Source organism: Paenibacillus sp. JT31N11 (assembly GCF_056269285.1).
In genome coordinates this window covers 334,354-353,184 of the sequence record NZ_JBWDNQ010000008.1, presented here as the reverse complement: position 1 = coordinate 353,184, position 18,831 = coordinate 334,354, and the positions used below count along the sequence as shown (strand labels likewise).

The following is an 18,831-nucleotide window of genomic DNA, read 5'->3' as shown; positions in this document are numbered from 1 at the left end:
CATTCCACTGCGGGTGGCTTTTTTGCATCCCTCAGTTGACGAGTAAAAATAAACGAAATGGGAATGTTTGATACTGAGGTGATTATTATGATGCGTATAGCGATTTTTCTTTTAGTTTGGATCGTTGCTTACTACAAAAGTGATTGGAGGAATTGGAAAAGTTACCAATCCACTATTCTGTTCTTAATTGCTGGAGATTTAATAATTGATCTAATAACCTATAGATATACGTTGTGGGATCAAAGTTCTGCGTTGGGAGGAGATTTAATTAATGATTTATTAATATGTATTTTCTTCTATCCACCCAAGACATTAATTTTCCTGACCAACTATCCAGACAATAAAGGAATTATTAAAAAAGGGATTTACATATCTGTATGGGCGCTGTTATTAACGTTAATAGAAGGAATTCTGTATGTGTTTGGAGATTATCACTACGATCACGGATGGAACCTGCTGAAATCCATGCTTTTTGATTTTGTAATGCTGCCGATTGTGGTGCTCCATTATTACAGGCCGCTGCTGGCCTACGTTATATTTCTCATTGGAACAATATTGTTTATCGTGATTAATGGGATTCCTCTGTCATCGTTTAACTAACAAATTCCGATGTTTATCTGTGAAGCGACATGGCGCCGCAAATGGGGTTCGTATGGAGCAACGGAAATATATTATTATAGAGAAAATAGCAAAAGACCCGCAGAAGCGGGTCCCTTTTTTTGGATTTTTGCAAATCCGGAACATGAAAGGGGGTCAGGTTCCGGGGTAATTAATAACCGAATTTACCGCAACTGCAAGCGATAATGACCAGCAAGATAAAGAGAACGAGTATAAATGCGAAACTTGAGCCAACACCGCCAACTACATCAGACATTCAAAGCACCTCCTTGAATTTTTGGTACATTGTAATTTATGCATACAGGCTTCGGCATGTTTGGATGAATGTTACGGAATGGCATTGACCTAATGATTGTCCGAGGCGCGATAAACAAAACCACATGAAGGAGGAAAAGCTTACATACCCTATGGCAGCCTGCGTTTCATTGCGGAGCATAATGGCAGCAATGACGGGAGCTACCAGCACCCGCAGCATCTGGCCGATAAACGCTCCCTAGTAGGCCAGGCTGCCGCCTACGTGTGCCGGAATTTCGCTTGCGAAGCACCGGTCGGCTCGGCTGAAGCGCTGCTGAAGCAGTTGAACAAGAACAGCTAGCTTAATAAAATAAAACAGCCAGCCAAGACGTCATCAGACGTTCAGAGGCTGGCTGTTTGGGTTTCAAGCGGATCGGTACTATTGCATTACCGCGCGCATATGGGCTTCTGTAATCGCCCAGTGTGTAGCGCTCCAGTATTTTTCTTTGTTCTTGATCATAATTATTTGAGGAGACTCATGCTTGACGGCTACATCTTCCGCAATCTGGTTGGAAACCGGACGGGATTCGATCACCTTTACCAGGACATAATCCGTATCGGAGCCGGAGTCATGCTCCAGATATTTTGTAAACTCCTCATACGCATTCGCGCTTACCGGACAGGTCGTGCTGTGCTTGAACACAACAAGCGGACGATCTGCAGAACCTTCCAGAGCGGAGTTCCATTCTTCAAGAGATTGAATTTCTTTATATTGCGACATATCCTGATCTCCTCCTTAAGCTGGCTAATAGTTTCTCAACCGTTCCCTATTATCATACCATATCGGAAGGAGGAAGCACTAATGAAGTGGCGGACAAATCTTTACTTCTGCTGTAATAGCATCGTCCAAAGAGCGGAGCTTTCATAGCCCAGACGCCAGGCCGCAACGCCTGCCAGGCCATATTTTCTGGCGAGGTCAACCCGCGCCTTCACGGTATCCGCTGTTTCCGCCCAGAATACATACGTATACCCGTCTTTTTTATACGTATATTTCGTTTGGCCTGCTCCGGGATCATACGTGCCGACAGCATCTTGCTGTTGAATCGTTTCCGCGACGTCCTTCATAAAGACAGCCTTGCTGTCGACCAGCTTTCCTGCTGAGTCGAGCCGCCATTCGCGGACATAGAAGGGAATGCCCAGCATCAGCTTGCCGCGGGGAATCCCGTAGGCGAGGAACTGCTTGATTCCCTCTTCAGCCCAGCGAAGCTCGGAGACGGAGCCGGCTTGCTGGCTGCCCTCCCAATACTGGTCATAAGCCATGATCATGATCATATCGGCAATATTCGCCAAAGCCTTATGATCATAGGCGGTCTGGGCATCCCACGCCACATCGCCGCGCGGCAAATCGATGGATACCGTCAGGCCGCGTTGGTGCGCAGCCTCAGCAAGACTGGCAACGAAGGAAGTGTAGAGGGCGCGGTCGCCCCCGTCCAGCCCCTCAAAATCAAGATTCACACCTTCAACCTTAAGCGCTGCGAGACGCTCCACCAGGGAGTTGATGAATTTGGCTTTTGCAGCCGGATTGCGGAGGAAAACGCTGGTCATCTTCGTATCAAACTGATTATGAACAAGCGGCGTCAGCTTTAAGTCCTCTTTCTCCATCGATGCCGCAAGAGCAGGATCGGAATAATCGGTCAGCGTTCCGTCTGACCCGGCAAGCTCGAACCAGGAAGGGGAGTCGATATCCAGCCCCTGTGTATTTTGGACCTGTGCTAGTATGGTATCCGTGCTGGATGTGCCATTCCAGGCCAAATAAGCAAGCTCTCTTGTATCGCTCCAAATAATACGGCCGTCTGCCGCAGCGACCGAAGCATTCTTGTAACCCTTGGCGAAGGCAACTGCGCTTTGTCTCGTATGAAAATAGGACACAACACGCTCCCCTTGTCTAACGCTCAAATAAGGAATATTGGTCCACCATTCCTGACCGTCTTTTTCGATTGCCGCACCAGACAGCGTTTTGGCATAAACCAGCGCGCCGCCCAGCCCGCTGAAGGATTGAACCGGCCGGCCATTTTGCGTGACAGTGAACGGCTTTATTGTTGTATACGGAACAAGTCCGGTTGCGGTGTTTACCACAACGCTTCCTGGCTGCCTGGCAGCGGCTCGCATGGCATCGAGGAGGAAGGAGTAGCGCATGCTTCCGGTCGATGCGCCATTCTGCCGGATATCGTAAACCGCTGCCGCCGCACGTTGGGCCTGCTTTAGCGCAGCGCTTAAGTTATCCCAAATCCATTGATTGGTCGCAAGCTCGACAATGTGTATATTGCTGTAAGCCTTTGCGGCCTGCTTGGCTTCATCCAGAGAGGCATAGCTCCATCCCGGCAGCGACTTGTCGCCCTGGAACATTTGAAAGCGGGGGTAGGTGCCGGATATCCATCCTGGCTGCTCCAGGTCGCGGATTTGCGGAAAATGAAGCTTCCCCGCGAAGGTCTTCGCTTCGGCAAGCGTCCTGAATTCCCGGTTGCCAGTGGAATACCCATTCTCATATACCTTGTATTTGGGAAAATTATCCCATACCCATACTCGACCGGTTATGAGCTCAACATGGCTGTACGTCAAATTTTTCGCAAAAGCGATTGCTCCCGCTTCGGTCGAAAATTCCTTAACCGCCTGATCATTCTGATAGACGCGGTAATGGGTCGTAAGATCGGAGGCGCTTACAGAAGAAGCGGCTGCTCCGTATGCAGCTTGCAGAATCATCGCGATCGCAATGATCAGCTTCCATCGTTGACGCATAAGATTGATTCAGCTCCTCCTCTACTAGTCTAGTAGATTAAACGCCTGAATAGAGAGGAGGTTTCGGCAGAATGCCGGTCTTCCATTATTTACATCGCTGACAGCTGCAACCTTTTTGTCAAGTCCATAAAAAAAGACCGGCATGAAGGCTCTTGTTCCTCCATGTCCGATCTTCTTGTAATAAACAATACGTTTAACCAGAATTAATCCTCAATATCTGCCCAAAACTCTTCGTCCACATCCAATTTGATCTGGGAGCGGAATACGCGTCTTTGGTATTGCTTGAGCATATACTGCTCGATCGCTTCCAGCAGGTTGGCTTCGACCAGATACTGGCTGCGGCCCTGCACCCAAACTTCGGCGGTATAGCCATACTGCTCGTCCCATGACAATTGCGCTTCTACCGCGGTAGGAGGAAGGCCTTTGCGATCCGCTATATTCAGGCAAATCGCATTGATGATCTCATCCGTATAAATCCTCATTATTAATAGGAACCCCGGTTGTTCGGATTGGATGGCCTGCGCCGATTACGGAAGTAGTGGATGATACCCCGTATGGCCGCAATCAGAATGTAGATAGCGAGCACGTTGATGATCAATCCCAGAAAATTGCCCAGGAATCCCATTCCTCCGAATATTCCGCCGAACAGCAGGCCGGCAAGGCCGCCAATCATCAAACCTCGCATTAAGCTGCCGCCGCTGAAAAACCCGCGTTTCGTTGTTGCAGCCGTACCTGATTTTACGGCACCGCTTGTCCCGCCTGTCGATTTATTTATTCCGCTATCGGGATTCTTTGTGGGGTGTTGGGTAAAGCCTTGTCTGGGAGACTTGAAGCCTCCGCCTCTTTTGGCATCTACCGATCCCACACTGACAGCAAAGAAGAGTGTGAACGCCATGAACAACATTAAACCTTTTTTCATCTGTCATTCTCCTTCTGGTATTTAGGCGATGAAAGGATCATTGCCTTTCCCTTCAATTACGTCTAATATGATCAAAGGTTTCACTTTTAATGCGTATCACGTCGAAATTCAGGAGGATAGCAATGGGAGATGTCAACTACCCAAAGGCCTATATTTTATATTTAGTGGAATTTCATGGAACGCGGGATTACTTTGAATGTCATGAGCTGCTGGAGGAGTATTGGAAAGAACATCCTGGTGATGCGTATGCAGATACCTGGGTCGGTCTGATACAAATTGCGGTTGGCTCCTATCATCACCGCCGTGGCAATCTTCGCGGCGCGGCCAAGATGCTCCGGCAATCGCTGGACCGGCTGGTGCCTCAACATCTGGAAGGGCTCGGCCTGGACGGACATCAACTGATTCGTATAGTGAGAAAGCGCCTTGCCGGATTGGAAGTGGGGGGGCCGTTCCGTGATATGAACCTGCCGCTTGCGGATGAAGCGCTGAGGCTCGAATGTGAAGAGATTTGCAGCTCCCGGAATCTTGTATGGGGCGCAAAGAGCCCGGAGGATCAAGAACTATTGCACCGTCATACGCTGCGGGATCGGAGCGATGTCATCGCAGCAAGAGCGGCAGCCGCGGCGGCCAAGAAACTTAAGAAGACGTCAAACGGACAAGTAAGGACGGAAGAGGAATCTTGACGGGAGGAGGAATGGGGGCCAATTTTCTCATTGACAATGATATTGATTATCATTATCATAGTTTGAGGGCGATGAACGCATCATCTTACATAATGGACGCTCTATAACTTACAGAGAAAAGCAGGAGGAACTCATGAATCATTCGCGTAAAGAACGTTCTTTAAAATTCACCTTGGTATTGAGCGTCTTGCTGGTGATGACCGTATTTCTGGCGGCATGCGGCGGGGCAGGCAAGGCTGATAATAACAGCGGCGCCGGTACACCGTCAGCAGGCAATTCCGCCACCAGCCCGACAGGAGATCCGGCAGCTCCGGAAGGCAGCGGCACAGACATGCCCAACGAAGCGCAAACTGAGAAAATCGTGACGGATGCGATGGGTCATGAAGTGACGATTCCGGCTGATCCACAGCGGATTCTTGCTTCTTATCTTGAGGATCATCTGGTCGCACTGGGCATCAAGCCCGTAGCCCAATGGTCGATTGGGCCGGAAAGTGTCCAGGATTATTTGCAGGGGGATTTGAAGGGCATTCCGATTATCAGCTACGATCTGCCGCTCGAGGCGGTGGCAAGCTTCTCGCCTGATCTGATCCTGATTGGCTCCGAGTCGCAGGTTCAAAAAGGTCTTTATGAGCAATATGCCAAAATAGCGCCGACCTACGTAATTGGCGATGAAATCAATAAAGACTGGCGCAAGACGTTGCTCAAGATAGGCGAGCTGCTTGGCAAGACGGAGGAGGCCGAACAGGCGCTGAAGGATTATGACCAGAAGGTGGCCGATACCAAGGCGAAGCTTCAGCAAGCCATCGGCACACAATCCGCGGCGATCCTGTGGCTGGTGCAGAAGCAGTTCTATATCGTGGACGAAACCCGTTCCAGCGGCGCCGTTCTGTATGGCGATCTTGGCATGACGCCTCCGAATCTGGTGTCCGATATTACGGCTGACCAGAAAGCTACCTGGAGTCCCGTATCGCTGGAGAAGCTGGCTGGACTTAATGCGGATCATATCTTCCTGGTGAACAGCGACAAAACGACGGAAACACTGGACAGTGCAATCTGGAAGAATCTCCCTGCCGTTAAGGCTGGCCATGTTTATGATATGCCTTCAACCAGCAGCTGGCTATACAGCGGTTATGAAGCAGGCGGGCAAATTATGGACGATACGCTCAAAAGGCTCGTAAAATAACAAGCCGAAACAAAAAAAGTGTGCAGCTCCTGTCCCAGACAGGAAGGCTGCACACTTTTTGTTTGCAAATGAGAACCCATTAAACAGGGAGGCAGCGGCGCGCTCTAAAAAAACATCCTAGTTCTGCTTGCTCTCCACAATATCGTAACCTTTGGTCAGCAGATCCAGCTTTCCGGTGCCGGGGTGGATAATCAGGCCATGAACCGGCGTATTGGGCGGCAGCAGCGGATGATTGCGGATAATGCTGACGCTCTTCAGCACGCTGTCATGGACATCGTCGAACCCGGTAAGCCAGCGCTTGAGATCCATTCCGGAATGCAGCAGCGTGTTGATGGTTTCGTCCTTGATCCCGTTCTCCGTCATATGCTGGATGACGTTTTCCGGATCGAGTCCGGTCATTCCGCATTCATGATGGCCGATGACGAGCACCTCGTCAGCGCCCAGCTCATAAACCGCGATCAGCACGCTGCGCATAATATTGCCGAAGGGCTGGGTGATGATGCCGCCGGCGTTTTTGATGATTTTGGCATCGCCGTTGCGCAGGTTCAGCGCTTTTGGCAGCAGCTCGGTCAAGCGGGTGTCCATACAAGTGACAATAACCATCTTCTTGTCGGGAAAACGGTCGGTCAGATACTGCTCGTACTCGCGATTTTCAACAAAATGATCATTAAAGGATAAAATATTCTCGATGTTTCTCACGTTTACTCACCAATCCTAATCTCTTTAGTTATGTAATCCGGTTGTGATTCAATTCAAATTCAAACCGTTCACCTCATGATCAAAATTGAACGTTTTGAATATCTTCTTTCAGCAATCTCAGATTTGTGGTGTAGATCTGGTTGTCACTTTTCAGGCTGAAGGCATGCCGCGACTTGTCAAAATCGATGCGCAGGTTTGGCTCAAAGAAAACCTCGTAATTCGGATCGTACCAGACGGAGAAGGGATCTCCTTCGCCAAGCTTGTTGTCAGCCGCAGGAGCCTTGATAAGCTGCAGGGTGGGGACGCCGTTAACGGCGCAGCCGCAGCCCTCGGTATCATACATTAGCCGCAGGCTTCGATCATCATCTTTTATCTGTTCGGACAATTGCTCCACGGCTGAGGGGGTAAAGGTAAAATGCATGGAATGAAGCTCCTCTCGAATGATGGGATCTATTTAAGTAAACATGGATTAAAGTTGATTATACGTTTTGAGAAAAGTATGATCAAGTAGAGGCTTTATTTGGATAAGGCCATGGCCGTGAAGACGGCGGTTTTTTTGCAGAAATACGATTATCATTTCCGAAAGGTGGAATCTGTATGACGACAAGCGTTGAGCAGGCATTGAGCTCGTTTCGCGAGCGGATTGCCCAAATCAAGAGCTATGAGGAAGCATTGGGCGTGCTGTATTGGGATTTGCGCACCGGCGCTCCCCGCAAGGGAATGGAGGCAAGAAGCGAAGCGATCGGCATGCTGTCCGGTCAAATGTTCAAGCTCTCCACCGCGCCGGAGCTTGGCGAGTGGCTGATGGAGCTGGAGCAGGAAGGAAACCAATCGGGCTTAAGCGAGATAGACCGCAGGCTGGTCAAGGAAACGCGCAAGGATTACGACCGCAGCGTAAAAATCCCGCCCAAGCTTTATCAGGAATATGTGGTGCTGACCTCGCAAGCCGAATCCATGTGGGAAGAGGCCAAGGCAAAAAGCGACTATGCGTCGTTTGAGCCCTATCTGGATAAAATCATTACATATAATAATCAGTTCATCGATCTGTGGGGCCCTGGAGCTACCCGCTATGATACGCTGCTTGATGCTTATGAGCCGGGTATGACTACCTCTGAGCTGGATCAGGTATTCGGAGGACTCCGTGAGAAGCTCGTTCCGCTTGCTGCGGCTATTGCCGCATCGCCCCATCAGCCCGAACGCGGATTTCTGAGACAAACCTTCGCCAAGGAAGCCCAGAAGAAATTCAGTCTGTTCATTCTGGAGCAGATGGGCTTTGATTTCACGGGTGGACGGCTTGATGAGAGCGTGCATCCGTTCGCAACCGGCCTGAACCCGGGGGATGTGCGGATTACGACCCGTTATTTGACGGATGATGTGACAAGCGCGCTGTTCGGAACGATCCATGAGGGCGGTCATGCGCTCTATGAGCAGAACATCATGAAAGAACTGATTGGAACGACGCTCTGCACCGGTACTTCTATGGGGATTCACGAATCGCAATCCCGTTTCTGGGAAAATGTAATCGGACGCAGTAAGCCGTTCTGGGGCCGTTATTTCGGAGATTTGCAGCGGCATTTTCCCGGTCAGCTGGATGTGGGTGTTGAGGATTTCTACCGCGCCACCAATGTGGTGAAGCCTTCGCTTATCCGTATTGAAGCGGATGAACTGACCTATAATCTCCATATTATTATCCGCTACGAGATGGAGAAGCTTATTTTCAACGAAGGGGTCAAAGCCTCCGAGCTCCCTGCGCTGTGGAACGAGAAGTACCGCGAATATCTGGGAGTTGTACCGCAAAACGACGGGGAAGGCGTGCTGCAGGATGTCCACTGGTCCGGCGGGGCATTCGGCTACTTCCCTTCCTATTCGCTGGGCAACATGTATGCCGCTCAAATAACCGTCACCATGGAGCAGGAGATTCCGGGCTTTTGGGGTCTGGTCGAGCGCGGCGAGCTTCTTCCCATTAAAGCATGGCTAACGGACAAGGTTTATCAATACGGCAAGCTGCGGACGCCTTCGGAGCTCATTAATGCCATTACCGGCAAGCCGCTTGATCCCGATTATTTGGTCGCTTACCTGGAAAAGAAATACAGCGATATTTACAAATTATAATTGAACCGTCGTTGGGATCTGCCGTTATTGAGCGAAGAGGTCAGCCAGAATCAATCTGGTTGGCCTTTTTTTGAGCTTATATCATGTATAAGTTTCACTTCTATACATGTCTATAAGGCTTGAGGGAAGAAACTAACTTTGCCGCCAAGGACGGCGCAGCCGTTTCTTCTTATCTTGCCTGGCTGCTTTGCTGCCAGGACAATTGTGCGTTGTTTTTGCGAAGGCCTCCCTATGGTCTATGATGTCAGGTAATCTCCATTTTTTTTCACAAGTCTTGATGTTTGTTTCACCACAAGGGTTCCCTCTGCATAGGCTGTTCTACAGAATAGTTTGCTTTTCAGGGGAGGGATTTTCATATGCGGATTTCAAAAAGGCTGCCATTACTGCTGGCTCTGCTCCTGTTGGCGGCGGTAATGGCCGGATGCGGCCAGAATGCTGACGGGCCAGTCAAGGTGCGGATCGGCGAGGTTACCAGGTCTTTATTCTATGCGCCGCAGTATGTGGCGGTGGAGGAAGGCTTTTTCAAGGATGAGGGCCTGGAGATTGATCTGCAGACAACGCCGGGGGGCGACAAGACGATGACGGCTCTGCTCACAGATGCGATTGACGTGGCGCTGGTGGGCTCGGAAACCTCGATTTACGTCTACCAGCAGGACAGCAAGGATCCCGTGATCAATTTTGCGCAGGTGACCCAGACGGACGGCACATTTCTCGTATCGCGCGAGCCTGTGGAGAACTTCGACTGGAATCAGCTGAAAGGGAGTGAATTCCTGGGGCAGCGCAAGGGCGGTATGCCGCAAATGGCCGGAGAATTTACGCTCAAGAAGAAGGGAATTGACCCGCAGAAGGATTTGACGCTGATTCAAAATGTCGATTTTGCCAACATCCCGGCGGCTTTTATATCCGGTACAGGGGATTATGTGCAGCTCTTCGAGCCTCAGGCATCGATTATGGAGAAAGAGGGCAAAGGACATGTCATCGCTTCCTTTGGCGTTGAGAGCGGCCATCTGCCATATACCGTGTTTATGACGAAGCAGAGCTATATCGACAAAAACGAGGATACGGTGCAAAAGTTCACCAATGCCGTCTATAAGGGGCAGCAGTGGGTGAATTCGCACAGCGCCGAGGAGATTGCCGATGTTGTTCTGCCGTATTTTCCGGATACGGAGCGGGACATTGTCATCCGTGTTATTGACCGCTACAAGCAGCAGGGTTCTTTTGCAACCGATCCTGTTGTGGATGAACAGGAATGGGATAACCTGCAGGATGTCATGACAGAAGCAGGCGAGCTTGCGGCGAGGACGGATCATACGGCGCTGGTTAACAATACGTTCGCCGAGCAAGCCATGAAGTAATGCCGCTTAAGCAGCCCGCGGGAGAAGGAGATGAATCCATGGAGAACGTTCTGAAGCTTCAAGATGTCACGCATGTCTACGTGAACGCAGGCGGAACGACGCTTGCTGTCGAAAGGCTCAATCTGGCCGTTGCCAAGGGAGAATTCGTCAGTCTCGTCGGGCCAAGCGGCTGCGGGAAAACCACCGTGCTCAGCCTGCTTGCCGGGCTGATCCTTCCTACAGAAGGAATTGTTTCGGTGGGCGGTGAGAAAATTTTGAAGCCATCTCCGAAGATCGGATACATGCTGCAGCAGGATTATCTGCTGCCGTGGCGCACCATTCTGAGCAATGTGCTGCTGGGCCTTGAGATCAGCGGCAGCCAGACGCCTGAAGCTGTTGATTATGCCCGGTCGCTTCTGGAGCAGCTTGGCCTCGGCGGGATGGAAAGACGGATGCCGCATGAGCTGTCAGGGGGGATGAGGCAGCGCGCCGCGCTTGTCCGGACGCTTGCCACAAGGCCCGATGTTCTGCTGCTTGATGAGCCCTTCTCGGCGCTTGACCTGCAGATCAAGCTGCAGCTTGAAGACCTGGTGCAGACGACCCTGCGGAGACTCTCCAAAACCGCTGTGCTGGTCACCCACGATCTTGGCGAGGCGGCAGCCATGAGCGACAGGGTATTTGTGCTTGGCGCGAATCCGGGACATGTCAGCGCCGTATTCGATATGCCGGAAAGCATCAGCGGCTTGCTGCCGACTGAGGCGCGGAAGCTGCCGGAGTTTCAGGACCGGTTCGAGGAGATTTGGCAGGCACTGGAGCAGGCAAGCGGGAAGGGAGGGGAAACTTGATGAACCACGGTGAAGAAGAGGACGGAAAGTCTTACGCCAATGAAGCCATTGACGATCATGCTGAAGGCAGGGACAGCTCTGCCGAGCCAGATGGGACCTACACGGCTGCCCGTCTGAGCAATCTGCACCGCACCTATCTGAGCGGGATGAGGCGTATCAAATGGAAGATCCTCTCGGTACAACTGCTGCTCCTTGTGCTGTTTATCGGACTGTGGGAAACAGCCGGCCGCCGGGACTGGATCGATGTGCTGCTGTTCAGCTATCCCAGCAAGCTGTTCAATCAGTTATGGACGACAATTCTTGATGGGAGTCTGATCCCGCATATCGGGATAACCTCGGCCGAAACGATTGTCGGTTTTGTATTGGGCACCATCCTCGGGACGGCGCTTGCCGCCATGCTCTGGTGGTTTCCTTTTGTCTCGCGTGTGCTGGACCCTTACCTGGTCGTGCTGAACAGTATGCCGAAGGTCGCGCTTGGGCCCTTATTCATCATTGCGTTCGGGGCGGGCTTCACTGCTATCGTGGCCACTACCCTCTCGGTAACGGTGATTATCACGACGCTGAGCATTTACAGCCGCTTCTGTGAGGTGGATGCGGGACTGATCAAGGTGGTTCGTTTGTTCGGCGGTACGAGGCGCCAGATATTCACTCAAATTATTATGCCGGACTCGTTTGCGACCATTATATCCACGTTGAAGGTGAATGTAGGGCTTGCCTGGGTAGGCGTTATCGTAGGCGAGTTTCTCACGTCGCGTTCAGGTCTTGGCTATTTGATCGTATACGGCTTCCAGGTATTTAATTTCACTCTGGTGCTCTCGAGCTTGGTGGTAATAGCCGTTGTCGCGACTGTGATGTACCGTCTGGTCGTCGCGCTGGAGCAGTGGTTGACGCGGGGCCGGACGGGGCGTTAGGATGAAACTGAAGACATGCAAGCAGATATTGGGGTAAGCTGATATTCTTGCGTTTCTAACATCGTTGGCATCTGCCTGAAGAGGGTTATTATGGGAATCCGCGTCATCAAAACCGCTATAGCCGCGTTGGCAGCATTGTATACCGCCCATTATTTTGGTCTGGATCCGGCGCTTTCGGCGGGCTTGCTTGCCATACTCGGTGTCGAAGTAACGCGCATGAAAGGGCTGAAAAGCGCTTTTGTGCGCTTTATGGCCTCTGTGCTTGGACTTATTTTTGCCTCCTTCCTGTTTATCGTGCTTGGCTTTCATTTATGGACGATTTCGATTTTTGTGCTGCTGGCTTTCCCGATCCTTTCGAGATTGCATTTGAAGGACGGCATCGCAACAAGCGCTGTTATCGTTTTTCATATATATGCACGAGAAGAAGTAACGGGTGCGCTGATAGTTAATGAAGTATTGCTGCTGCTGACAGGCCTGGGCTGGGCGACGATCATCAATCTGATTTATATGCCCAAGGACGAGAAGCGGCTGACGTCATTGCGGCATGAGACGGAGCGGCTGTTCAGCGATATTTTTCATTATATGGGCCAGACGCTGCGGAGTCCTTCCCTGGTCTGGAACGGGGAAGAGCTTCTTAAATCCGGACAAGTAATCGATGAAGGGATCAGGCGAGCGGATATGAGAAAGGAAAACCGCCTGTGGGGCCAGTCTGACGATTCGTGGAAATACTGGCCGACCTACTTTGAAATGCGCCGGCAGCAGCTGGAGTCCATTCAGCAGATGCTTGTCCTGCTGGCTTTTGTCTATGAGAAGCTTCCGCAGGGGGAGCTGGTGGCCGAGCTGTTCGAAAGTTTGCCGGATGATGTGAAGTCGGATGTCTACGAGGGATCGATCGAGCGCAAGCTGTCCGTGCTTGAGGGACGGTTCCGCGCCATGGCTCTGCCTGTGAGCCGGGAGGAATTCGAGATCCGTGCAGCGATTTTGCAGCTGATGCATGAGCTGGAGCGGTATTTGAGCATCGCCAAGCGCTGGAAGAAACAGAAAAGGGGCCAGAAGGCTGCTTCTTCTTGATCCTATTTCCCAATTTCCCTCATATCAATAGCACGGCAAAGTATTTTCAGATCAAAGAATTATAATAGGTTTGTCCTTGTCAATAACCCCCTGCCACTTACTAAAGCTGTGCGGGATACTTCATTAATAGGTTGGATTCAGCGGCGTATTTGGAGCAGCAATTCTCGATCCGCATTAATTTCCCGTGAGGGAAAACCTTTGGTTTTATACAGAGTTTAGAACAATATATTTTTGTTCCTCTTAAGTTTAATCAACAAATGCCTATGTCCTGCATACACTTTATTGAATGATTGTATGGAGGAGGTTAAATACATGGCAATAGCAGATAAACAGCTTCAGTGCAGAGAAATTATAACGAAAGCTGTCTGCGGCAAAGGTCGTAAGTTTTCAACAGTGACCCATACCGTTACGCCGCCTCATCATCCCACAAGCATATTGGGAGCCTGGGTCATCAATCACCAGTATGAAGCGGTACGTTCGGGCGATGGTATTGAGGTCATCGGTACTTACGATATCAACATCTGGTATTCTTACAACAAAAATTCGGAAACGGACGTAGCCAAAGAGACCCTGTCTTATGTTGAGCATGTGCCGCTCTCCTACCTCGATCCGAAGCACCGCGCTTCTACAGAAGAAGTAACGGCTGAATCGACACAAGAACCTAATTGTGTGGAGGCGAATATATCGGCGAGCGGCTCGAGCGTCGTTATTCGTGTCGAACGGGAATTTGTGGTAGAGATGATCGCGGAAACGAAAGTATGCGTCGCGGTTTGCCAGGGCGGCTGCGATCATGACGGCAAAGGTCTTGAGTACGGTGACGAGGACGGCGAATATGAAGATCTGGATCCGGAGCTGCTGGACGACGAGCTGTAATTTTAGCGGGTTACAGCGGGATAAAGTATCCTATGCGGCAGAGGCAACAGATTCGAGGGCGAGAGCCCTCTTTTTTTTACCTTTCTAAGGTTTAATTTTGCCGGCTGCTCCGTAAAGGAGCGGCTGTATATGCAAATTGCTGGATCGGAGCGAGAATCATGGGCGGCAGGGTGTGGTATTGGGGTGGCGGCGGAGCAGTATGGAGCATGCCGCAGGCGTGGAGTGACGGAATCCCGCTTGCCGGCGATGCCGTTATTGTATGCGGTGAATCCGCGTTGCCAGCGGATTGGCGGCGGGAAGGGGAGCCTCTGATGCTGAACGGGGGCGCAGCCGCCTTCGCGCTGCGGGATGCAGAGGAGACGCAGCGCAGACTTGAGCAGGCTGGTGTGGCCACCGCTCCTCTTATGCAAGAGGATCAGACGCGCCGCTACGACGGTCAGTATCTGCGCTTGTTCACGGTAGCGCTATTCAATTTGCAGCCGATCTCGGTTAGCAGAGATTTGTCTGAGGGCGGTCTGAAAGGCTGGAGGGGGGAGCAGGCTTCACGCTTGCTTGAGCCGTCAAGCAGCCTTTATCGCCCACTCACGCGGATAGCCGTCAAAGCGTTGTACGCTCTTGGATTGGATATGGGACTCATAACTCTCCAGGCCAATGAACAAGGGCGATATGCGGTCGTCGAGGCGCGCTTGCCAAGCGCTGAGGATATGGAGCAGACCGTATGGAAGACTGCCGCGGCTGACTTCGCCGCAGATATAGCCGGGGGTGCTGCAGCAGGCAGCGAGGCTCAGGGGGCCGGGATTATGCTGGGGGCGGATCCTGAATTCCTGCTGCTTGGCTCTGGCGGCAGGGTTATATCGGCCGCCCGTTATTTGGAAGGCGGCCAGGGAGCCGGCTGCGACGCCGTGCTCATCGGCGGCCGCGTAAGGTACCCCGTGGCGGAGCTGCGACCGGAGCCCGCCTCGACGGTAATGGGGCTGGCGGGGAACATCCGCCGGCTGCTGGGGCAGGCTGCAGCGCGCATCACGGACCCGACGCTGCGGTGGAGCGCGGGAGGCATGCCCGTGCGGGGCTTTGCGCTGGGCGGCCATATTCATTTGAGCGGCGTGCGGATGACCGGCAGGCTGCTGCGTCAGCTGGACAGCTATGTGGCGCTGCCGCTTGCGATGGTGGAATCGCCCGCCGAGCATGCCAGGCGCCCGCGTTACGGCTTTCTGGGCGATTTTCGCATGCAGCCGCACGGAGGCTTTGAATACCGTACGCTGCCGAGCTGGCTGCATTCTCCCGCCGCCGCCAAGGCTGTGTTTGCCTTATCGCTGCTGTGCGCCCGGGAGAGCGCCAGGCTCAGCTACCGCCCCTCGGAGGAGGCGGAAATTGCCGCTGCCTATTATAAGGGCGACAGGGAGCTGCTGCGCACCCGTTGTCTGGAGCCGCTGGCGAAGGCGATGGCGGGTACGCCCGCATACAGAGAACTCAAGGTTTATATCGAGCCGCTGCTTGAAGCGGCGCGGCGGGGGAGCATTTGGGATGTATCGATGGACATCCGGCAAAAATGGCGGATTGCCCCTTTTCAATAATGGAAGCCTGCTGCCTGTATCTGCGTCAGCCGCGCATTCCACCCGTGCGGGCTTTTCTGTTATACTGAAGGTCTGATGTTCCCAATTGAATATTCCCTACCTAGGAGGGGCGAGAAGTGACAGTACATACCCCGATGATCCAGCAATATCTGGCGGTAAAAGAGCAGGCGAAGGACGCGTTTCTGTTCTTTCGGCTTGGCGATTTCTATGAGATGTTCTTTGACGATGCCATCGCGGCGTCCCGTGAGCTTGAAATTACATTGACAGCGCGCGGCGGCGGCGGCGAGACACGGATACCGATGTGCGGCGTGCCTTATCATTCCGCTGAAGGATACATAGCAAGATTGATAGAAAAAGGCTACAAGGTGGCGATTTGCGAGCAGGTGGAAGACCCGGCTGCAGCCAAGGGAGTGGTTCGGCGCGAAATCGTCCGCGTTATTACTCCGGGCACCGTTATGGAGACCAAATCCATCACCGACAAGGCTAATAATTTTATCGTTGGCGTTTCAGTCCAGGGCGATTCATACGGAATTGCAGCCTGCGATCTGACGACAGGCGAGCTGTACGTTACGTCCTTCGCTGCAAGACTTGAGCTTTTGACCGACGAAATCAATGTTTATCACCCTGTAGAAATTGTCGGCGATGCAGTATTGATTGAACTGTTGAAGCCGCAGGCTGCCGCTTGGAACAGACCTGTTTTGTTTACGGCCCGCGAGGTAATGGACGAGCAGAAGCTGAGCGGACAATTCGATGGAGATGACCTGCACCAACTCGCACCGGCGCGGTATCGGGCGATCAGCCTTCTTACGGGTTATCTCGAAGAGACGCAAAAGCGCTCGCTCGGCCATGTCAGACAGATCAGAGCGTATGAGCCCAATCAGTTTATGATTCTGGACCCGTTTACACGCCGCAATCTGGAGCTGGTGGAGACTGTGCAGAGCCGCAGCAAGAAGGGCTCGCTGCTCTGGCTGCTGGACCGCACGCGGACGTCGATGGGCTCGCGGTTGCTGCGAAGATGGATTGACAAGCCGCTGCTCTCGGTCAAAATGATCGATGAACGCCTGGAAGCGGTGGATCTGCTCCATCGCGATTTTATGCTGAGGGATGAAATGCGCCGCGAGCTGAGCGAGATCTACGATCTGGAGCGGCTGGTTGGCCGCGTGGCGTTCGGGAGCGCGAATGGCCGGGATATGAATGCGCTCAAGTCGTCGCTGCGGCACGTACCTGCATTAACCGCCTTATGTGCGGATTCCGAATCGTCCACGCTGCGCAGACTGGTGGAGGAGATTGACCTCTGCACCGATCTTGCCGATATGATTGAGACGGTTATCGTGGATGATCCGCCGATTTCGGTCCGGGAGGGCGGTCTTATTCGCTCGGGTTATGATCCTTATCTGGACGAACTCCGGGAAGCGAGCGTGAACGGGAAGAAATGGCTGGCTGAGCTGGAACGCAAGGAGCGGGAGGCAACCGGAATCAAATCGCTGAAGATCGGCTACAACCGTGTCTTCGGCTACTATCTTGAAGTGTCCAAGGCCAATATCTCCATGCTGCCCGAGGGGCGTTATGAGCGCAAACAAACCTTAACCAATGCGGAGCGGTACGTGACCCCCGAGCTGAAAGAGAAAGAGCGGCTCATCCTAGAAGCGGAAGAGAAGATGATCGATCTGGAGTACAGCAAATTCGTCGAGCTCCGCGACCATCTTACCGTCCATTTGAACCGGCTCCAGAAGCTGGCTGAAACAGTGGCCATGCTGGATGTGTTCCAGTCGCATGCGACGGTGAGCGCAGAGCAGCGTTATGTCAGACCAGCGGTCACCGATGCCTTCGATCTAGTCGTGGAAGATGGCCGTCACCCTGTCGTAGAAGCGGTTATCGAAGGTTCCCCGTTCATTGCGAACGGCACTTCGCTGGAAGGCGGCGGGGCTTCGATGCTGCTGATTACCGGACCGAATATGGCGGGTAAAAGCACCTATATGCGCCAGGTCGCATTGATCTGCATCATGGCGCAGATTGGCTGTTTTATTCCGGCCAAGCGCGGCGTAATCCCGCTGATCGACCGGATCTTCACCCGTATCGGCGCGGCTGATGATCTGATCGGCGGACAGAGCACCTTCATGGTTGAGATGAAGGATATTCAGGCCATGACGGATAAGGCGACCAGGCAAAGCCTTGTTATCATCGATGAGCTGGGCCGCGGCACCTCGACCGGAGAAGGAATGTCCATCGCGCAGGCTGTTATCGAATATGTGCATCACGAGATTGGCTGCAAAGCGCTGGTATCCACCCATTTTCACGAGCTGGCCCATTTGGAAGAGACGCTTCCGCTGCTGCGGAACGTGTGCATGGCTGTCCAGGAAACCGGCGATAATGTCACGTTCCTGCGCAAGCTGGTCCCCGGCGCTGCCAGCAGCAGCTACGGGATCTACTGCGCGCAGCTGGCCGGACTGCCGGAGCGGATCATCTCCCGCGCGTATACGCTGCTTGCCTCTCACGCTGACGAGGCGATCAGGCTGCCGGTCTTGGAAGCTCTTGTGGATCCGCCCGGCAGGGCAGCGGTGATTGATGCTGTGCGGGAGACTGCCTCCTCTTATGCACCGGCGGTCGACGCACCTGCCGGGGCAGCCGGGTCTGACATGTCTTCCGTCAGCGCAGGAGCTAACCGGAGCGTGGAGGAATCGGAGAAAGCCCAGCAATCAACCGACGATCATCAATCTGATTCGCAGAGCGGCAGCACCTTGACGCCGGATATGGCTTCAGAGGTGGTTCAGCTGTCGATCTTTGAGAATTCTGCTGCCCTGCAGACACGGACCCGGAAGACGAGTCCCAAAGCCGAGCAGGTTGCCGAGCAGCTGCGAAAGCTTGATTTATTCAATATTACTCCCTTGCAGGCCATGCAGCTGCTTAATGAAATGAAGATGAAGCTTGCTGCAGAGAAGTGAACACCTGTAAGGAAGATCGAGAGTTAAAGGGAGGTGG

At 52.6% G+C, this 18,831-nt stretch carries 18 protein-coding genes; 11 read left to right on the top strand and 7 right to left on the bottom strand.

Annotated elements, in window-relative coordinates:
- Positions 1-57: 57 nt before the first annotated feature.
- A complete protein-coding gene (locus tag AC0YNV_RS25975) occupies positions 58-600 on the top strand; it encodes a CBO0543 family protein (protein WP_475770615.1) in 543 nt (180 codons plus the stop codon).
- Between the two features lie 169 nt (positions 601-769).
- Here AC0YNV_RS25975 and AC0YNV_RS25970 read toward each other — a convergent pair whose 3' ends face one another.
- From AC0YNV_RS25970 to AC0YNV_RS25950, 5 genes are all read right to left on the bottom strand, one after another.
- On the bottom strand, positions 770-874 hold the full coding sequence (locus AC0YNV_RS25970) for a YjcZ family sporulation protein (protein ID WP_210040480.1): 105 nt from the start codon (positions 872-874) through the stop codon (positions 770-772).
- Positions 875-1,291: 417 nt separating this feature from the next.
- A complete protein-coding gene (ytxJ, locus tag AC0YNV_RS25965) occupies positions 1,292-1,633 on the bottom strand; it encodes a bacillithiol system redox-active protein YtxJ (RefSeq protein WP_210040481.1) in 342 nt (113 codons plus the stop codon).
- 101 nt (positions 1,634-1,734) lie between these two features.
- A complete protein-coding gene (locus AC0YNV_RS25960) occupies positions 1,735-3,648 on the bottom strand; it encodes a glycosyl hydrolase family 18 protein (RefSeq protein WP_475770614.1) in 1,914 nt (637 codons plus the stop codon).
- Positions 3,649-3,851: 203 nt separating this feature from the next.
- Complete coding sequence (locus AC0YNV_RS25955) at positions 3,852-4,130, bottom strand: YxcD family protein (protein WP_210040483.1); 279 nt, start codon at positions 4,128-4,130, stop codon at positions 3,852-3,854.
- Between the two features lie 2 nt (positions 4,131-4,132).
- Positions 4,133-4,567, bottom strand: a complete 435-nt coding sequence (locus tag AC0YNV_RS25950) for a hypothetical protein (protein WP_475770613.1) — start codon at positions 4,565-4,567, stop codon at positions 4,133-4,135.
- 122 nt (positions 4,568-4,689) lie between these two features.
- Here AC0YNV_RS25950 and AC0YNV_RS25945 point away from each other — a divergent pair, with 122 nt between their 5' ends.
- A complete protein-coding gene (locus AC0YNV_RS25945) occupies positions 4,690-5,250 on the top strand; it encodes a DUF309 domain-containing protein (protein ID WP_475770612.1) in 561 nt (186 codons plus the stop codon).
- A gap of 133 nt (positions 5,251-5,383) precedes the next feature.
- Complete coding sequence (locus AC0YNV_RS25940; protein WP_475770611.1) at positions 5,384-6,433, top strand: iron-hydroxamate ABC transporter substrate-binding protein; 1,050 nt, start codon at positions 5,384-5,386, stop codon at positions 6,431-6,433.
- A 117-nt stretch (positions 6,434-6,550) separates the two neighbouring features.
- Here AC0YNV_RS25940 and AC0YNV_RS25935 read toward each other — a convergent pair whose 3' ends face one another.
- Together AC0YNV_RS25935 and AC0YNV_RS25930 are read right to left on the bottom strand one after the other, a co-directional pair.
- Entirely contained in the window at positions 6,551-7,132 is a 582-nt protein-coding gene (locus AC0YNV_RS25935) for a beta-class carbonic anhydrase (RefSeq protein ID WP_475770610.1), read from the bottom strand.
- Positions 7,133-7,211: 79 nt separating this feature from the next.
- Positions 7,212-7,553 carry an iron-sulfur cluster biosynthesis family protein gene (locus tag AC0YNV_RS25930; RefSeq protein WP_475770609.1) on the bottom strand — a complete coding sequence of 114 codons (342 nt, stop codon included), beginning with the start codon at positions 7,551-7,553 and terminating at the stop codon, positions 7,212-7,214.
- A 176-nt stretch (positions 7,554-7,729) separates the two neighbouring features.
- On the opposite strand from AC0YNV_RS25930, the gene AC0YNV_RS25925 reads away from it, so the two are divergent.
- The 8 genes from AC0YNV_RS25925 to mutS all read left to right on the top strand — a co-directional run bounded on the left by AC0YNV_RS25925 (position 7,730) and on the right by mutS (position 18,794).
- Positions 7,730-9,244 carry a carboxypeptidase M32 gene (locus AC0YNV_RS25925; RefSeq protein WP_475770608.1) on the top strand — a complete coding sequence of 505 codons (1,515 nt, stop codon included), beginning with the start codon at positions 7,730-7,732 and terminating at the stop codon, positions 9,242-9,244.
- Between the two features lie 356 nt (positions 9,245-9,600).
- Positions 9,601-10,599: an ABC transporter substrate-binding protein gene (locus AC0YNV_RS25920; protein WP_475770607.1), complete on the top strand. Its 999-nt coding sequence runs from the start codon at positions 9,601-9,603 to the stop codon at positions 10,597-10,599.
- A gap of 38 nt (positions 10,600-10,637) precedes the next feature.
- Entirely contained in the window at positions 10,638-11,423 is a 786-nt protein-coding gene (locus tag AC0YNV_RS25915) for an ABC transporter ATP-binding protein (protein WP_475770606.1), read from the top strand.
- A complete protein-coding gene (locus AC0YNV_RS25910) occupies positions 11,423-12,334 on the top strand; it encodes an ABC transporter permease (protein ID WP_475770605.1) in 912 nt (303 codons plus the stop codon). Before AC0YNV_RS25915 ends, AC0YNV_RS25910 begins: the two co-directional genes overlap by 1 nt.
- A gap of 90 nt (positions 12,335-12,424) precedes the next feature.
- Positions 12,425-13,405 (top strand): aromatic acid exporter family protein, encoded by a 981-nt coding sequence (locus AC0YNV_RS25905; RefSeq protein WP_475770604.1) that lies wholly within the window; start codon positions 12,425-12,427, stop codon positions 13,403-13,405.
- A 312-nt stretch (positions 13,406-13,717) separates the two neighbouring features.
- Complete coding sequence (locus tag AC0YNV_RS25900) at positions 13,718-14,278, top strand: outer spore coat protein CotE (protein WP_210040506.1); 561 nt, start codon at positions 13,718-13,720, stop codon at positions 14,276-14,278.
- A 158-nt stretch (positions 14,279-14,436) separates the two neighbouring features.
- A complete protein-coding gene (locus AC0YNV_RS25895) occupies positions 14,437-15,852 on the top strand; it encodes a putative amidoligase domain-containing protein (RefSeq protein ID WP_475770603.1) in 1,416 nt (471 codons plus the stop codon).
- A 116-nt stretch (positions 15,853-15,968) separates the two neighbouring features.
- Positions 15,969-18,794: a DNA mismatch repair protein MutS gene (mutS, locus tag AC0YNV_RS25890; protein WP_475770602.1), complete on the top strand. Its 2,826-nt coding sequence runs from the start codon at positions 15,969-15,971 to the stop codon at positions 18,792-18,794.
- Positions 18,795-18,831: the final 37 nt, after the last annotated feature.

Excerpts from the sequence above, each read along its gene's own strand:
- AC0YNV_RS25975 (WP_475770615.1), top strand. The coding sequence starts at position 58 with ATGGGAATGTTTGATACTGAGGTGATTATTATGATGCGTATAGCGATT.
- AC0YNV_RS25970 (WP_210040480.1), bottom strand. The coding sequence starts at position 874 with ATGTCTGATGTAGTTGGCGGTGTTGGCTCAAGTTTCGCATTTATACTC.
- ytxJ (WP_210040481.1), bottom strand. The coding sequence starts at position 1,633 with ATGTCGCAATATAAAGAAATTCAATCTCTTGAAGAATGGAACTCCGCT.
- AC0YNV_RS25960 (WP_475770614.1), bottom strand. The coding sequence starts at position 3,648 with ATGCGTCAACGATGGAAGCTGATCATTGCGATCGCGATGATTCTGCAA.
- AC0YNV_RS25955 (WP_210040483.1), bottom strand. The coding sequence starts at position 4,130 with ATGAGGATTTATACGGATGAGATCATCAATGCGATTTGCCTGAATATA.
- AC0YNV_RS25950 (WP_475770613.1), bottom strand. The coding sequence starts at position 4,567 with ATGAAAAAAGGTTTAATGTTGTTCATGGCGTTCACACTCTTCTTTGCT.
- AC0YNV_RS25945 (WP_475770612.1), top strand. The coding sequence starts at position 4,690 with ATGGGAGATGTCAACTACCCAAAGGCCTATATTTTATATTTAGTGGAA.
- AC0YNV_RS25940 (WP_475770611.1), top strand. The coding sequence starts at position 5,384 with ATGAATCATTCGCGTAAAGAACGTTCTTTAAAATTCACCTTGGTATTG.
- AC0YNV_RS25930 (WP_475770609.1), bottom strand. The coding sequence starts at position 7,553 with ATGCATTTTACCTTTACCCCCTCAGCCGTGGAGCAATTGTCCGAACAG.
- AC0YNV_RS25925 (WP_475770608.1), top strand. The coding sequence starts at position 7,730 with ATGACGACAAGCGTTGAGCAGGCATTGAGCTCGTTTCGCGAGCGGATT.
- AC0YNV_RS25920 (WP_475770607.1), top strand. The coding sequence starts at position 9,601 with ATGCGGATTTCAAAAAGGCTGCCATTACTGCTGGCTCTGCTCCTGTTG.
- AC0YNV_RS25915 (WP_475770606.1), top strand. The coding sequence starts at position 10,638 with ATGGAGAACGTTCTGAAGCTTCAAGATGTCACGCATGTCTACGTGAAC.
- AC0YNV_RS25910 (WP_475770605.1), top strand. The coding sequence starts at position 11,423 with ATGAACCACGGTGAAGAAGAGGACGGAAAGTCTTACGCCAATGAAGCC.
- AC0YNV_RS25905 (WP_475770604.1), top strand. The coding sequence starts at position 12,425 with ATGGGAATCCGCGTCATCAAAACCGCTATAGCCGCGTTGGCAGCATTG.
- AC0YNV_RS25900 (WP_210040506.1), top strand. The coding sequence starts at position 13,718 with ATGGCAATAGCAGATAAACAGCTTCAGTGCAGAGAAATTATAACGAAA.
- AC0YNV_RS25895 (WP_475770603.1), top strand. The coding sequence starts at position 14,437 with ATGGGCGGCAGGGTGTGGTATTGGGGTGGCGGCGGAGCAGTATGGAGC.